Origin of the sequence: Pseudomonas sp. R1-6, from assembly GCF_051132115.1 — a bacterium.
In the GTDB taxonomy this organism is placed as follows: Bacteria; Pseudomonadota; Gammaproteobacteria; order Pseudomonadales; family Pseudomonadaceae; genus Aquipseudomonas.
In genome coordinates this window covers 2534589-2550134 of record NZ_CP071662.1, presented here as the reverse complement: position 1 = coordinate 2550134, position 15546 = coordinate 2534589, and the positions used below count along the sequence as shown (strand labels likewise).

Sequence of the window (15546 nt, the reverse complement as noted above, 5' to 3'; positions counted from 1 at the left end):
GACGGCTTGGCCGCGGCGGGATCCGGTCAGGCGAGCTGACCGAAACGTTGCAATTGCATTTCCTGGAGGCGACTGAGAGTACGGCGAAACGGGAATTGCAGATAGCCCTCCGTGTACAACTGGTCCATCGGAACCTGGGCCGACAGATACAACGGCACCTTTCGGTCATAACACTCATCGACCAGGGCGATGAACCGACGGACGCCATCGTCGTGTATCGACAGCTGCGGCAACTCGCGGTCGCCGGCCTCGACCCGCTCCACCCCGTCCTCGGTGCCACGGGCGATACGCCCTTCACGCTGTTCGGCGCTCAGGCACGGGACATCGCTGAGAAGGATGGCGCTGAAACGGTCGCACAGCGCCATGAAGTCGACGGCCGAGAACGGTTGTTCGCAGAGATCCGGATAGCGGCTCCAGAGCACCTTGTCACAGGCCTTGAGCGCCACGACCTGGCGATGGCCGACTTCGATCGGCTGACTGACAGGTGCCCGCCCCTTGCTCAACCGGTCGAAGACCTCCGCCAAAGGGTCCGCCTGGGCCGGGTCACGCACCCAGTAGCGCTGCTGCAGCGCCCCCGGGTGCTGGCGGTGGTCTTGCCAGCCATTGACCGGAACTACTTGCATGTAGCGTTTGATGGACGCGATGGTCGGCAGGAATCGCTCCCGGTTATGGCCGCTGGCATAAAGCTCATCCGGCGGCAGGTTAGAGGTGCTGACCACAACCATGCCCAATTCGAACATGACCTGGAACAGGCGGCCAAGAATGATCGCATCGCCGATGTCCGTGACGAACAGCTCGTCGAAGCACAGCACGCGCACTTCTCCGCTCAACTCCCGCGCAAGCGCCTGCAACGGGTCCGGTGTGCCGGTGAGCTGGAACGAGCGCTGATGCACCCAGGCCATGAAATGGTGGAAGTGTTGCCGACGGGCCGGAACCTTGAGGCTTTCATAGAAGCGGTCCATGAGCCACGTCTTGCCGCGCCCGACCGGCCCCCACAGATAGACGCCCTTGATCGACTTGCGGCCCTCGTGCAATGCCTTGTGGCATTGCTCAAGGGCCATGATGGCCAACTCCTGGGCTTCATCCTGGACAAAACCATGGTGTTCGATAGCGTGTTGCCAAGCGCTCAAGGGTGAGTCGAAAGTCATACGGCCCGGGTCCGGAAGGCAAAGGTGGGGAGTATGCCATGCGGGGCGACCCCGTGCGTTTCTCCTCAATCAGGCTTACCCAAACCCCACCCCCTAGACAGAAATATCCAACCGGCTGATCTTCCCCTGCTCATCGAGTCGGAAGGTATAGCGCAACTCGAGCGGGCTGCCAGGGAAGGTCCCGGAGATCAGGTTGTGGACCAGCACCTTTCCGGTACGCTGCTGCACGTTGAGCACTTCCACCCGTGGCTGGTAGCGCCGCGCGGTGTCTTCCATCCATTGAGCGATGGCCCGGGCGCCGACCCGATGGTTGCCTTCATCGAACACATTGGCGTCTTCGGCAAAGAAACGCGTTACCGCCGAGCTGTCGCGGGCGTTGGCGGCGGCAATGTAGCCGGCGATGGCCGGCGCCAGGGAAGAGACGGGATTGGACATGTCAGGGCTCCTTGTTTTTTCGTTTCAAGGCCATGCTAAAACAGCGCTGTGTCAGTTTTTGTCAGGAGTGAAACGCCCCGTCTCGTCGAGATTCATCAGCGCAAACCAGGCGCGCAGCCAGTCACTGCGCCTGCCTGGATAACGCTCGCCCTGGACGACGGCCGAGGCAATCCGGTCCGTGCGAAAAGTACGATAAGCGCCACGCAATTCGCACCAGGCCACCACCACCCGAGCCTCATTGAAAAAACCCAGGGCCAGCGGCCAGATCAAGCGCTGGCTCGGGGCCTTGTTCACATCGGCGTAGTCGATATGCAGCTTGGCCTGCGTGCGAATGGCCTGGCGATAGACATTCAGCTCGACAGTGTTTTGCGGATAGCCGTAGCCCGCCGGGCCCGGTAATACGGTGGGGTTGTGCAGCGCATCGCGCAAACCGGGCGCCAGCACCGCCTCGACCTTGGCCAGGGCATCGGCGGCTGCCTTGCCCAGCACCTCGTCGCCGCGCTGGTCGACATAACGCAAACCCAGCACGATGGCCTCGATTTCATCGGCGGTGAACATCAAGGGCGGCAAGAACAGGCCGCTGCGCAGCACATAGCCGATGCCTGCCTCGCCCTGGATCGGTGCGCCGAGGGCCGTGAGTTCGGCGATATCGCGATAAAGCGTGCGCTCGGAGACCTTCAACTCGCCCGCCAATGTCGCAGCCGTGACTGGGCATCGCTTGCCCCGCAAGACTTGCAACAAAGTAAGCAGCCGAGTGGTTCGCGACACGATGATAGGCCCACGAGGAAAGTTGCAGCAGATTAGCAGAGGCTGGTGTCAGAAACTGTCAGTAGGCGACACCGCTTTGACTTGAGCCTCATGGCGAGTGGAATGTTATTGTCCTGTCCCACCCGCCCCAACGCGAGAGCCCCTTTCATGCGCACAATCCGCGGCTTGTCCTTCATTTTGATAGTGCTCAGCCTGAGCGCCTGCGCCCTCTTCCAGCAACGGGATCCGCTGAACATCAACGTGGTCGGTATCGAGCCGTTACCCAGCCAGGGCATGGAACTGCGCTTTGCGGTGAAACTGCGCTTACAGAACCCCAACGAAACCACTATCGAGTACAACGGCGTCGCGCTGGACCTGGAAGTCAACGGCCACACCCTGGCGACGGGGGTCAGTGACCAGAGCGGCTCGATCCCGCGTTTCTCCGAAGGCGTATTGAGCGTGCCGGTGAGCATCTCGGCCTTTTCGGTGCTGCGCCAGACGCTGGGCCTGAGCCAGACCCAGCGCCTGGACAACCTGCCCTATGTACTCAAGGGCAAGCTCGCCGGCGGTGTATTCGGCACGATGCGCTTCGTCGACCGCGGGACCCTTGACTTGCCAGGCGCCTCGGCCACCTGGTGACTCATGCAGTGAAGCGCACGCCCGGCTTGGCCCGCTCGTCCACCACCAGTTCGAACACGTCGGGCCGGGCGTAGTGGCCGACCACATCATAGTCATAGCGCGCACGCACCAATTCGTCGGTGTCGATTTCAGCGGTCAGCAACCCGGCGGTACCCTTCAACGGGCCAGCCAGCACGTCCCCCATGGGGCCAACGATCACGCTGCCGCCGGCGATCAATGGCCGTTGTGCCGGCCAGTTAGCCACTTCGACTCCCAGCGCCTCGGGGGATGCCTGGACCTGGCAGGCACTGACCACGAAGCAACGACCTTCGTGAGCGATATGCCGCATGCTCACTTGCCACATCTCCCGCTCATCCACCGTTGGGGCACACCAGACGTCGACGCCTTTGGCATACATCGCCGTGCGCAGCAGCGGCATCATGTTTTCCCAGCACACCGCCGCGCCCACGCGACCCACCTGGCTGTCGATCACCGGCAGAGTCGACCCGTCGCCCTTGCCCCAGATCAACCGTTCTGTGCCGGTGGGCATCAGCTTACGGTGCTTGGCAACCAAGCCGGCGTCGGGCTCGAAGTACAGGGCCGTGCAATACAAGGTATTGCCGGCCCGCTCGATAACACCCAGCACCAGGCTTGCCCCGGTGCGCGCCGACAGGCCTGCCAATGCCTCCGTCTCGACGCCAGGTACGTCGATGGCGTTGGCGAAGTAGCGAGCGAACGCCTCGCGTCCTTCCGGTAGCCGATAGCCCAATTGCGTTCCAAAAGCCTCGCCCTTGGGATAACCACCCAGCAGCGCCTCCGGCATTACGACCAAACGAGCGCCCGCGTCGCGAATTGCCTCTTCATAGGAGAGGATCTGCGTCAGTGTTTCGGCTTTGCCACCCGGTAGCGAGCCGATTTGCAGGGCAGCGACGATGGATTTGGGCATGGTCTTGAACTCCGTGGTTTCAGGTGTTGCTGATTTTCACGCCACGGCCGATCATCGATAAAGCCCGAAACGCTGCTAAAAGATATGAGCCAAATGAATATCGTCGACGTCGATCTTAACCTGCTGAAAACCTTCGAAGCCTTGCACGACGAATCCAGCGCAAGCCGCGCCGCGTTGCGCCTGGGGGTCACCCAGTCCGCCATCAGTGCGGCGCTGCGCAGGCTTCGCGGCATTTATGACGACCAGCTGTTCGTGCGCACGGGTCGGGGCCTGGCCCCTACCTTGCGCGCCAACCAGTTGAAACCCGTCATCAGTGAAGCCTTGGACAAGTGCCGCCAGAGCCTGGCAATGGTCGATCCTGGCGCCAGCCACTACGAAGGTCGATCCGTCATCCTCGGCTTATCCGATGATTTCGAGATCGCCTATGGACGCCGCCTGATAGAGGAAGTGGCACGACGGGCGCCGGGCCTGCGCTTGATCTTTCGCCAGACCCATAGCCAGATCGTCGGCAGGGCCTTGATGGAGCGCAGCCTGGACCTGGCGATTACGGCGGGGGGATTTACCGAACGGCTGCTGAGTCGCAGGGTCCTCGGCGAAGGTGGCTACGCTTGCCTCATGGATCCGGCCAGTCTGGCAGCGGGCCAGCAGGACCTTACCCTCGAAGCCTTCGTCGCGCGGGAGCATCTGTTGGTGTCGTCCGGCGGCTTCATCGGCATCACCGATGAGGGGCTGGCCGCGCTGGGCCTGCGACGAAGAGTATGTTCCTCGACCACGCATTTTGCGGCGCTGCCGTTCCTGCTCAAGGACAGCCAGGCCGTGGCGACCATCCCAGACCATGCCGCCCGCGCCATCGCCCAGCTCAGCGGCCTGGCATTGGTGCCCTGCCCGCTGGCCTTGCCGCGCTATCCCATCGAGCTGGGGTCGCGGACCCACGGGCAGAAGGACCTGGCGGTGGACAAGGTGCGCGAGGCGATCATCGCGACCTTTGCGTAAGTTTTTATTTATTGGCGGCCATCAGTCGATTGACCTCGCTGCGCACCATGTTGGCGTATTCCGGAGGCGACATGCCGTCCAGTTCTGCGCGTACCCATTCGGCCCACTTGCCCTTGCGCTTGGAACGCTCGCCGAACAACCGGGCGGCGTCGCCCTTGGCCTTGCCCAGGTTGTTCTGCCAAAGCTCGAAGAGCCGGGATTTTTCGTCTTCCAGCGCGGCGCGCTCGGCCAGGGGCCTGTCAGCCAGATTGAAACTCATGGGGAATTTCCTGTTGCGTAAATAGGCGGCATCTTACACCTTGCGGGGAAACGGCTTAACACCGAATTGGCCCTGCGCTGTACGGACGCACCCCTGGCGCTGCAACTTTTACCGAAGCGTGGCACTCCACTGTTCACTGCCATCCATCCTCAAGGAGCACCTCAATGGCCCGTAAAAGCGCCGCGCAACCGAACGGAGAGCAAATCAAGGATCAAGCCTTCAGCGAACTGAAGGCATTGATCGAAGAGTCGGAAAAATTACTCAAGAGCAGTGCGTCGTTGGTCGGCGAGGATGCTGAAAACCTGCGCGGCCAGATCGCCCTGAAACTGCAACAGGCTTTGGATGCGGTTGCCAGCGCCCGGGAGCGCACGCGGCCGATGGTCGATGCAACGCAAGTCTATATTGGCGGGCACCCTTGGCAGACTGTTGCTATTTCCGCGGGGTTTGGCCTCGTGGTGGGGTTATTGCTCGGGCGACGTTGAGCACCGACCCAAGGCAAGGGAGACCGCTCCCTTGCCATGAAAAAACCACTGGCCTTCGGTCTACGCTCCCGCCAGTTCCCGCAACTGAGCGTACGCCTGCCCATCCAGCGTGATGCCCTGTTCTGTGGACTTGCCGCGCTCCCGGTGCCGACGATCACCGGGCAAACGGCGCAGCCCCACTCCGTGCATCTGCCTGACAAGTTCCTGGCTGCGCTCGGCAAATCCTTGCCCAGCGGCCTTGCTGGGGTCGATGACGATCAACAATTGCCCAGTCCAAGGCGTTTTGGCGCCGGGGTGATTGCGCCAGTCGAACTCGAAGGAAAAATTGCCCCCGGTTAACGCCGCCGCCAGCAATTCGACCATCATCGACAACGCCGACCCCTTGTGCCCACCAAATGGCAAGAGCGCCCCGCCTTCGAGAATTGCCTTCGGGTCGCGGGTCGGCTGGCCCAGGCTATCCACCCCCATTCCCGGCGGCAGCAGCTCGCCTTTGCGCGCGGCAATCTGCACATCGCCGTGGGCGATGGCGCTGGTGGCAAGGTCGAAGACGATCGGCTCGCCACCGGCGCGTGGCGCGGCGAAAGCGATGGGGTTGGTGCCGAACAAGGGGCGGTCCGCGCCATGAGGCACTACGCAGGTCATGCTGTTGACAACGCTCAGTGCCACCAACCCTTCATAGGCAAACGGCTCGACGTCCGGCCAAAGCGCCGCGAAATGATGAGAGTTGCGGATCGCCAGCACCGCGATACCGGCGCTGCGGGCCTTTTCCACCAGCAAGGGCCGCGCGGCCGCCAGAGCGGGCTGGGCAAAGCCATTGCCGGCGTCCACCCGTACGAAACCTGAGGCGACATCCTCGACCACCGGCACGGCTCGGCCGTCGACCCAACCGCTTTTGAGCGTGGAGACATAACCCGGCATGCGGAAAACTCCATGGCTATGGGCCCCGTCGCGCTCGGCTGCGGCGCAGTTTTCGGCGAGGGTGCGGGCGACCTCTGCCGATGTGCCGTGGCGCAGGAAGATCTGCTCCAACAGCCCAACCAAGGCGTCAAGGGATAACGTGCAAGGACCGGTGTGATCGGGAAGCGCGGACATCTGAAGCTCCTGAGTGATTGTAGGAGGTAGCAACAGCGTTGAAACGACAAGACTTGGGCTGATTAACACTGCCCCATGAGCGCGCTGTCAACCTTTGCGCAAGCAACCCTTTGGGCCGGGGCGTTCGCCAGCGAGCCTGGCAGACACGCCCATCGTCCATGCGGTAACTATGTACCACCTGTGCCCTTTCAGCGTGGCCTAGTCTGGCCGCTTCATCCACCGGGACGCCGCATTGGCCTGCCCTGACGAGAAGCGACGATGAGCACAGCAGCACTGCCGTTATTATTTCCCCAGCTGTTGGCCGCCAAGGGCTTGGATGAGCTGGAGGCACACCATGGCCTGACGCAGGCCGACCTCGACTGGCTGCAAAACGTTTCGCTGCCCACCCATGCGCAACGCGCCGCACAGACGCCTCCGATGATCGCCGAGACCATCCAGCTTAGCGCCGAAGGCAAGCCGGCCATTGCGTTGGCTGGCTGCTTCTGCCTGCGAACCACGCCCAGACGCGGCGATACCGCCGTCGATCCAGCATTCCTGTACACGCCATGGGACGGGGTTCGCAAGTTCGACAGTCCCGCAGCGCTCCGGGCCTGGATTGACCAGACACTGCTGGACAACCGCGATCGCAACAATCTGTTTCGGCTCCTGTCGATTGCCCAGCGCAGCGAACTGAAGGGCACGACGGATATCGAACAATCCTGGCAGGCCATCGACGGGGACGTTTTCGAGACTCAACTCAACACCATCGAACATGCCCAACACCACAACGTGCTGTCCATGGTGGAGGAATTGGTCAAGTTGCCCCCGCTCGCGACGCTGCTGGACCAGATACTGGGCGACGCGCTACCCGGCCTCGATCCCAGGCAGGTACGCATTGCGCTGTCCAGGATCGACTACACCCAGGCGCCCGAGGCGATTCATGTCACCCAAAGCATTCCCCTGAGCGAGGCGGTGCTGGTCTATTTCCACCATCAAGGCTGGCCAGCCGGGCATCTTGCCGACCTGACCCACCCTGACACGCCTGCGTCGTCCTATTCCGGACAGGAGTGGGAAGCGATCATCAAGGGTGCGGCGATAAGGCTGATCCCGAAGCTGATCGATCGTGTCAACGCGTTCTGGGACACCAGCGGCCCCTTCCACACATCTCGGCGCCAATTCCTGGCCCAATTCATTCAGGACGCCCTGTGGGCGGCCATTCTGATCAAACGAGAAAAAAACCAGCTGACGGAGGCCCAGGGCCGCGAGTTGCTTCGGCTGTTCAGGCCGTCGCGCCGGGACGAGGCAGTGCTGTTCATCGAGACTGTGCGCCTCTGGGAATATGCACCTAACTTCGTGGAGCTCGCTGGATCGCTGATGGTCAGCGGGCAAGGTCATTACCTCTACACGCCCACCGACGGCCTTCAAGTCGTTGGCAATTACCTTGGATTCAAAGAAGCGCTGGTCAGCACGCCCGAGCAGAAGGAGGCGATCTACAGCCTGCTGGACCTGGACGAGCGCAACCGGCTCCTGGGTTTCGAGCATCCGAAAATTTGCGGCGAACCGATAGACATGCCTATCGCTGATTCATTGGCTGGCGCGATCATCGACAAACAGACGCACAACCTGCGGTATGCGCTGCAAATGTCCCGCCAGGGCCGGGTGAATGTCCATGCACTGGTCGACAAGGCCCTCGACATACGAGCCTTCATCAGCAACAAGCTACTCAATCAAAAGACCGCCGGACATTGGGGGACCCAGCCCGCTTTCCATGGAAAATTGCGACTTTCCAACTTCCTGGCCGATCAGATGGAAAGAAAGGCCAAGAGCTGCATCGACGTGGAAGGCGCCTTCGCTAGCGAATTTTCCAGGCTGCCATCGTTTCTCCGGTCTTCGCTTCAAAACGGACTCAGGCAATTGCTTCCACAATTGACCAATGTGTTTTCAGTGGGGATTCGCGCAGAGGCTGATCTACGCTCGATCGACGCCACGCTGCCGACAATCGCCCATGAACTGATCACGACGGTGTTCGCCTTCGACCCCGACTACCCGGATCGCCGGCGGCGCATCGGCGTCAGGGGATTCCGGCCAGACGTTTATTCATTGAAACTGACGTGCGCATCGTCCGGCGTCGCCATCTCGCTGCCACTGGCGAACTGTTTTCTATTGACCGAGCGTGGTGGCCTCGATACGCCGTACTCGGGCATGGCGATCGTCTGGACACCTGCCGACGGGCTACAGGCATTCGCCTCGGTCGACCTGGCCACTCGACAATTGAATCGGCAGCTGCTTGATTCCCGCAGGCGATTTGGCTTGCTGTCCAACCTTCCCCCCGCCCAGCGCCAGCCCCACCGACGCTATCAACTGGACACCTACGAACTGATCGAAGACAACGTGCTGATGAATCGAATGACCTCGTTCATCCACCTTTTCGAGACTGAGTACGCCTACCTGAGTGCCCTGAAAAGCGGGGATTGGCAACTGACCCGCTCGGCACTGGCCAACGGTCTTGAAGCCCTGCTGGAAAAAGGAGCGCCCACCAACCTGAAACGCGCCACGGCCATCGCCCAGGCCAGCAAATACCGGCAGAAACTGCCCGCCTGGCTCGGCGCTGCCCCCCTCGAGGATCAACGTTTGCACGTCGAGATCCTGGAGCAATACAAAAGCAGCGTAGCCGATGGCAAGGATTACCTGGACGGCATCGAACCCCTGCGTACCTACGTGCAAAATCGTCTGCAAGCACTGCTGGACGCACGTTTCCCCGAGGACAGACTCAACCCCGAAACCATCCAGATCACGCCAAACCTGGCGGTGGTCGGCCCTGCCAGTTCATTGACCGACTTTGCCTTGCACCCCATCGATGTCACCAGCAAGGGCTTCAAGGTTTCCTCGACCTCCACGCAATCATTGCCAGACAGCCTGAACGAACTGGCGGTGCGGCAGATGTTGTCGTCGCTCGATATCCAGAGCACCTACAAACATCAGGTGAAACAAGCGCTTTGCGGCGCAATTTCCGATGTCCAGCCCAGGAAGCGACGCTTTCGCCAGCAGCTGCCATGGCAATTGTTGCAATACGCCCACTCACGTCTTCTGCAACAGCACATTTCCCCGAAGGCGTTCGACTTGATCCTCCAGGTCCTGGACATGCCGGACGCCATCGCCCGTCGAGCGGTCAGGGGTGCCGGTGCGATCATACGTCCACTGGAACTGATCAAGACCGGCGGCGCCGCCGCGGTAAGGGCGCTCGGGCTCTATGTGATCAGCTCGAGCGCCGATCCGGCGGACCCTCATGTTTTATATGCTCCCTACCACGAGGGGCATTCGCTGGCCGAGTTCAAGGATGAACCAAGCATCGTCGCCGCCCTCAATGTCCCCGGCGCGCTTCAGGACCTGCTGGTCCGCCGGCTGCCCGAAGACCAGCGAGCCACCTTCCGGAATCTGTTTACCGCCACCCTCGGGCAACTGTCGGAGATTACCCTCGCTTCGAATCCGATCGACACCGATGTATTCGAAACCCTGTACAACGACAACGCGACGTTGCTACTGGATATGCTGGGGACGAAGAACCAGGACCATCGCCCATTCGACTGGGCAACGGTGCTGCACCTGTTCAGTTCTGGGATCGGATTGGTGGGTAGGCAGCTACCGGCCAGGTTGACGTTCCTGGAAACGCTTTGGGAGAGCTATCAGGACTTCAAGGGTTCGGCCGAAGCCCTGCAGCAGCACGACTGGAAAACCGGCCTGCATGACTTCATCGCCGGCGCCGCGGAAATGGTGTCGCTGGGTTTGCTCAATCGCGACGATACATTCGGCCTCCTCGATCCCGCCGAACCGGCCTCGCCAAGCGGCTCCTCGACGCCCGGGTGGCAGGAAATCGCCTGCACCGCGCCACTGCGCACCGACTTACAGGCCTTCGAAGCCATAGGCATCAGCCTCTGGGCGCTCCAGCAGAACCGGGCCGACGGCACCTATGAATCAAAGGACGGCGGCAAGTTCTACGTGCCCCTGGCCGGCAAGGTCTATCAAGTGGCAAGGGCCGGCCGGGGCTGGCGCATTATCCACGGTGATGACGAAGGCCCGTTGCTGAGGTATAGCGCCAACGAAACGACATGGGCAATCGACCCACAGCGACAGACCATTCGTTTCGGCAAGGCGGGGTCGAAAATGGCGGTGACCTATAGCGACTTCAAGGCAAAGGGATCCTTGAACATCGAAGCGCGCGGCATGGCTGAGATACGCAAGAAGTCTCCTTATCGCGCCAACGTCATCGTACAGGCACTGGAAACCGCCAGATTCTATTCGCTGAACGCCTTGCTCAATCTAGAGCAGTTCAAAAAACAGCCTTTGCCAGGTTCTCGGCTGGATAGCTTCCTGATGTCGTTCTTTGGGGTCCGACAGGTCGACAGCGCCCTGATCGGCAAAGTGGAGACCGCCATTTTCCCGATATGCAGGGCGTTGGCCGACCCCACCTGGGAACAGCAGAACGCCAGCCGTATCGTCATTGGCAATTTGAAATACCTGGAAGACCGGGCAACCGCATTTGTGCTCGAACCTGCGGCCCGCGGGCGAATCTACCTGACGCAGTTTTTCTTCGAACCGGGGCTGGACTGGTACAAGACCGTGGTGCCGGCGTTCTTCAACGTCGACGCGCATGCCCAAGGCGCGACGCTTATCCACGAGATATCCCATCAGCTCATCGACACGATCGACATCATCTACCTGGACGCTGCGCTGCCGTTTCCCGACTTGATTTCAACCTCGACCCACCTGGGGCAAACACGTCATGACACGCAGAAGGAACTGCAACTCAATGGGCTTTCCCTGGGCACGGCAAAATCCAAGCTGTTCAGACAGTGGGACAGTACCGACAACAGTTACAAGAGGTTGGAGTTGTTGCCAATGTATAAAGACATTGCCAAGGCCATTTTGAAAGTCACCGACACACGGAGCATGGACGAAGCACGAAACGCGTTCTTGAACCCGGTTTTGCCGGACAAGCGCATCGACGTCATACTCCGTAACGCCGATTCGGTCACGCTGCTGATTTGTGAATTGGGGCGCCAGCTCGATCCGAGTCCATCGCGTTCCACTTGAGTGCGTTGAGCCCTGGGCATGCCAAGGCCGTTGATCTTTTTTTCACGGCATGTGTGCGACAGTACGACCCGGACCTGGACGCTCCTACGTCTGACCAACGGAAAACCGATGCATGCCGTGCAAATGCCATCATCCCTGTTCTCGGCAATGGGCCCCGAGGGTTAGAATGCGGCAAACCAGGAAGAGCCCATGACCGAACGTACACTCCCGGAAGCCGAATACGATGCCATCACCGATGCGGCCGCGCATTGGTGCATGCGTCTGCATGCGGACGACTGCACGGATGCCGAACGGCTGGCGTTCAAGCAATGGCACGACGCCGATCCGCTGCACGCCTTTGAATACGCAGCCATGCTGGAAATCTGGGGCGTTGCCGAGCATCTGCCGCGCGTCGAGCCAATGGCCATCCCTGCGACCCAGCGCCCGCGGTCTCGCTTCGGCTCCATGGCGATCGCGGCGACGGTGCTTGCCCTGGGCCTGCCCCTGGCTGCTTTTACCGGTTGGAACATGGGGTGGTTGCCCAACGCCTACCAGCGATTCGAGGCAGGTTCGAGCGTGCGTCACATCACTCTGGAGGACGGCAGTCAGGTAGAGCTCAACCTCGCAAGCGAGCTGGTGTTTGCCAACTACAAGGACGAACGCCGGGTCACGATGAAAAAAGGCGAAGCGTTTTTCGATGTCCGCCACGATAGCCGCCACCCCTTCGTCGTTCGAGCAGGCCAGGGCCAGGTGCGCGTGACCGGGACCCGTTTCAACGTGTGGATGTACCAGGATCAAGTGCGGGTTACGCTGGTGGAAGGTTCCGTGTGGGTAACCAGCCATCGGGCATCCAAAGCGGGCGGCCAGCAACTATCACCTGGGATGCAGGCGAGCTACAGGGCTGGCGATTTCCAGCCGAAGGTTCGTGACGTCGCCCTCGATGACAGCTCGCTGGCATGGCGAAGTGGCAAGCTGGTGCTGGATAACCTGGCCCTGTCCGACGCGCTGCCGCTGATCAACCGCTACCTCGACCGTCCCGTGATGCTGGCGGACAACGCAACGGGCACTCTGCGCATCGGTGGAAACTACAACCTGAACGAAGTGAAGAACCTGGTGCCTTCGCTGCCCAAGGTCTTGCCGGTGTACCTGACACAGAACAGCGACGGCAACCTGGTATTGAACGCCATCGCTCGTCCTACCCGAAACTGACATAGGCCGCCTCCCTTGGGGACGCGGCCTGATTGCTCCCGCGGCTATTGCGTCGCCACCCTGCCCGCCTGCTCGCCCTCATGGATGGTCTGGGCCTGGTAATGCGGGTCGGCCTTGATCTGCTGTTCAGAGAAAGGCAGCACACTTAATTGCCCCTTCGAGAATGCCTGGGTCTGGTCCGCCGAATAGGGCGATGAAGGATCGCTGGACAGTGAGAACGCCAAGAGTCCCTGTGCGTTGGGTCCGTTGCCGTCAAACGTCACCACTTGCAGGTAACTGGTGCCGCTGACCACTTCCCGCTGGCCGTTCGCGCCCGGCATGCTCTGGATGGCGTTATAGATGCCCAGCTCGCCCGGTCCACCGTGAATGGGTATCCGGCGGTCGCCGCTGCGGGTCACCTGCACGTCCCGCCATTGGCTATCCGCTTGCAGTCCCGCAGCGTCCACCGCTTGGACCGATGCGACCATGGCCTGGCTCAGCGCATCAGCCACTGGCGATGCTTCGATCGCCAGGCCGCGCGGGGTATGTTGCGGATCGTTCGGGTCGAACGCGACCCGCCAGATGCCCGGCGCCGCCTGCAATGCCTGCATGATGTGCTGGAAATGGACGAACCCCACGCCGCTGTCCAGGCTGGCGGTACGGTCCCAGGCCTTGAGCTGGCTGCATGCCTGCGTCAGGGCCGGTGCATCGGGCCCCAGCTTCTCGGCACAGAAAGCCAGCAGGTCCGGCATGACCTGATCGGCCAGGTACACCCGGTCGTCCATGACCATGCCCTGCAAATCGCTCACCGTTACCGGCCCCGCCTTTTCCAGTTGTCCCAGTCGGTCCAGGGCAAAACGCGCCCGCAGGCCCAGTGGCAGGTCCTGCTGGCTGATCACCGGGGAATAACCGGCCAACGGCTGCGACGGATTGACCATCCACGCCGAATCGTTGGAGTTCTGCAAATAATCGCGGCGCAACAGTTGCGGGAGCTTGTCCGCCGCATAGGTACCCTTCTGCACCGCCTTGGGGTCCACATCCCAGGCGCATTCGCCGCGTGAACCGTCCAGCACGATCAGCCGCAGCCCGGCCTTGGGGTCGCTGCATCGGGCAAGCTTGCCGGCATCGACGTTGGGCACCACCGAGACGTTCATATAGAGGCTTTGTCCCTGGTCATCAACGGCCAGGGTATTGACCCAGGGAATCCCCTGAATGCCATGAACGGCCTCTTGCAGATCCTTGAGCGTGTCGGCTCGATTCATCGCGTACCACTGCGCCAGCACCCGGTCGTTTTCCAGGTTGGCGTCCCGAAGGCTATAGGCGAACCGGTTATCCCAATCCAGTTTCCCGGGCCATTGCACGATCGGTCCGAACTGCGAACCGTAGACCACACGGGAGACCGGCTTGACCTGCCCATCGGCCTGCTTGATGTCCACCGTGACCGTTTGCTGGCTCATGGCAACGGACTTGCCATCCACCAGGTAGCGAGTCGGGTCCTTGGGGTCCAGTTGTAGCCGATACAGGGTGAAATGCTTGGACGTATCGACGGTATGGGTCCAGGCCAAGTGCCGGCTGAAGCCGATATTGATCATCGGTAGGCCCGGCAACGCCGCGCCCATCACGTCCAGCTTTCCGGGGATGGTCAAATGCATCTGGTAAAAACGCATGCCTCCCACCCACGGGAAATGCGGATTAGCCAGCAGCATGCCGCGCCCATTGAACGAGCGTTCGCTGCCGATAGCCAGGGCGTTACTGCCGCGCTCCAGGGCGAAGCGCTGTTGCCGTTGCGCCGCGATGGCGAAACCGGACGCCGAGCCCCGCGCGTCTGCCGTAGCCTTGGGCGGCTGCGCCCCGGCCAACGCCTCGGTGAACTGGCCGACGCCACCCTCCACCAACAGGCGCCGGGTGAGCTTGACAATATCCAGCGCGGTGATTGGCCGCACCCACTCGCTTGCGCATTGTTCCGGCAGGCCTTTGGCCTTGCGCTCAGCCAGCGCGCGGTTGTAGCCGGCGGCATAACCTTCCACCAACTGCTGGACCTGGGGCGTCTGCGCCTGCCAGAAACCGGAAACCGCCCAGGGCGTGTTGAGCCACGCAAAAAACACGTCGCTTGCACGATTCTCGCGTTGCTCGACGGTGACCTGTTCCGGACCAAAATAGCGCGAGCGTTGGCCGTTGACGGTCACGATCTCATTGGCCAACAGGCATAGGTTGTCCTGGGCGTACGCATAGCCGATGCCGTATCCCAATCCCCGCTCATCCTGGGCGCGAATATGCGGCACGCCAAAACTGGTGCGACGAATTTCGGCCGTGGCCTGCCCGGCCTCGCCTCGTGCGCTGACAACGGTACTCAAGCCCAGGGACATCCCCAGCAAGAGACCGGCAAGGCAAAACCTCGATAACTGCCCGGACATTCCCACACTCACTCCTGATCGATAGCGTACAAAAACCAGGACGGCCGCCGATACGCCCTTGTACGTCCGCCCCGGCCTGGAAGTTCACATGCGCCGCGCTTCAACGCGGATGTGCCTACCTTGAGAACGAACCGGATGAAAAAAAATTAATCGGCTGGCAAGCCGCTTCTACCGG

12 protein-coding genes are annotated in these 15546 nt (G+C 61.4%); 5 read left to right on the top strand and 7 right to left on the bottom strand.

Annotation, left to right across the window (positions count from 1 at the left end):
* Positions 1 to 26 precede the first annotated feature (26 nt).
* From zapE to J3P81_RS11670, 3 genes are all read right to left on the bottom strand, one after another.
* The gene (gene zapE, locus J3P81_RS11680; RefSeq protein ID WP_434563894.1) at positions 27 to 1148 is read right to left on the bottom strand and encodes a cell division protein ZapE; all 1122 of its coding nucleotides are present in this window, start codon (positions 1146 to 1148) and stop codon (positions 27 to 29) included.
* Between the two features lie 93 nt (positions 1149 to 1241).
* Positions 1242 to 1583 (bottom strand): nuclear transport factor 2 family protein, encoded by a 342-nt coding sequence (locus J3P81_RS11675; protein ID WP_420766827.1) that lies wholly within the window; start codon positions 1581 to 1583, stop codon positions 1242 to 1244.
* 51 nt (positions 1584 to 1634) lie between these two features.
* Positions 1635 to 2351, bottom strand: coding sequence for a helix-turn-helix transcriptional regulator (locus J3P81_RS11670; protein WP_434563892.1), 717 nt, complete (start codon positions 2349 to 2351; stop codon positions 1635 to 1637).
* Positions 2352 to 2498: 147 nt separating this feature from the next.
* On the opposite strand from J3P81_RS11670, the gene J3P81_RS11665 reads away from it, so the two are divergent.
* Positions 2499 to 2969, top strand: a complete 471-nt coding sequence (locus tag J3P81_RS11665; protein ID WP_434563890.1) for an LEA type 2 family protein — start codon at positions 2499 to 2501, stop codon at positions 2967 to 2969.
* Position 2970: 1 nt separating this feature from the next.
* Here the strand turns inward: J3P81_RS11665 and J3P81_RS11660 are convergent, their stop codons facing one another.
* Positions 2971 to 3894: a carbon-nitrogen hydrolase family protein gene (locus tag J3P81_RS11660; protein ID WP_434563888.1), complete on the bottom strand. Its 924-nt coding sequence runs from the start codon at positions 3892 to 3894 to the stop codon at positions 2971 to 2973.
* A gap of 84 nt (positions 3895 to 3978) precedes the next feature.
* Between J3P81_RS11660 and J3P81_RS11655 the strand changes: the two genes are divergently transcribed.
* Positions 3979 to 4887 (top strand): LysR family transcriptional regulator, encoded by a 909-nt coding sequence (locus J3P81_RS11655; RefSeq protein WP_434563886.1) that lies wholly within the window; start codon positions 3979 to 3981, stop codon positions 4885 to 4887.
* A 4-nt stretch (positions 4888 to 4891) separates the two neighbouring features.
* On the opposite strand, the gene J3P81_RS11650 is transcribed toward J3P81_RS11655, so the two are convergent.
* Entirely contained in the window at positions 4892 to 5146 is a 255-nt protein-coding gene (locus tag J3P81_RS11650; RefSeq protein WP_039591001.1) for a hypothetical protein, read from the bottom strand.
* A 164-nt stretch (positions 5147 to 5310) separates the two neighbouring features.
* Between J3P81_RS11650 and J3P81_RS11645 the strand changes: the two genes are divergently transcribed.
* Positions 5311 to 5628 carry a DUF883 family protein gene (locus J3P81_RS11645; RefSeq protein WP_420766822.1) on the top strand — a complete coding sequence of 106 codons (318 nt, stop codon included), beginning with the start codon at positions 5311 to 5313 and terminating at the stop codon, positions 5626 to 5628.
* Positions 5629 to 5688: 60 nt separating this feature from the next.
* On the opposite strand, the gene J3P81_RS11640 is transcribed toward J3P81_RS11645, so the two are convergent.
* The gene (locus J3P81_RS11640; RefSeq protein WP_434563884.1) at positions 5689 to 6720 is read right to left on the bottom strand and encodes an Ldh family oxidoreductase; all 1032 of its coding nucleotides are present in this window, start codon (positions 6718 to 6720) and stop codon (positions 5689 to 5691) included.
* 777 nt (positions 6721 to 7497) lie between these two features.
* On the opposite strand from J3P81_RS11640, the gene J3P81_RS11635 reads away from it, so the two are divergent.
* On the top strand, positions 7498 to 11790 hold the full coding sequence (locus J3P81_RS11635) for a dermonecrotic toxin domain-containing protein (RefSeq protein WP_434564102.1): 4293 nt from the start codon (positions 7498 to 7500) through the stop codon (positions 11788 to 11790).
* Positions 11791 to 11979: 189 nt separating this feature from the next.
* Positions 11980 to 12978: a FecR family protein gene (locus tag J3P81_RS11630; RefSeq protein WP_434563882.1), complete on the top strand. Its 999-nt coding sequence runs from the start codon at positions 11980 to 11982 to the stop codon at positions 12976 to 12978.
* Positions 12979 to 13022: 44 nt separating this feature from the next.
* Here J3P81_RS11630 and pvdQ read toward each other — a convergent pair whose 3' ends face one another.
* The gene (pvdQ, locus tag J3P81_RS11625; RefSeq protein WP_434563880.1) at positions 13023 to 15371 is read right to left on the bottom strand and encodes a bifunctional acylase PvdQ; all 2349 of its coding nucleotides are present in this window, start codon (positions 15369 to 15371) and stop codon (positions 13023 to 13025) included.
* Positions 15372 to 15546 lie beyond the last annotated feature (175 nt).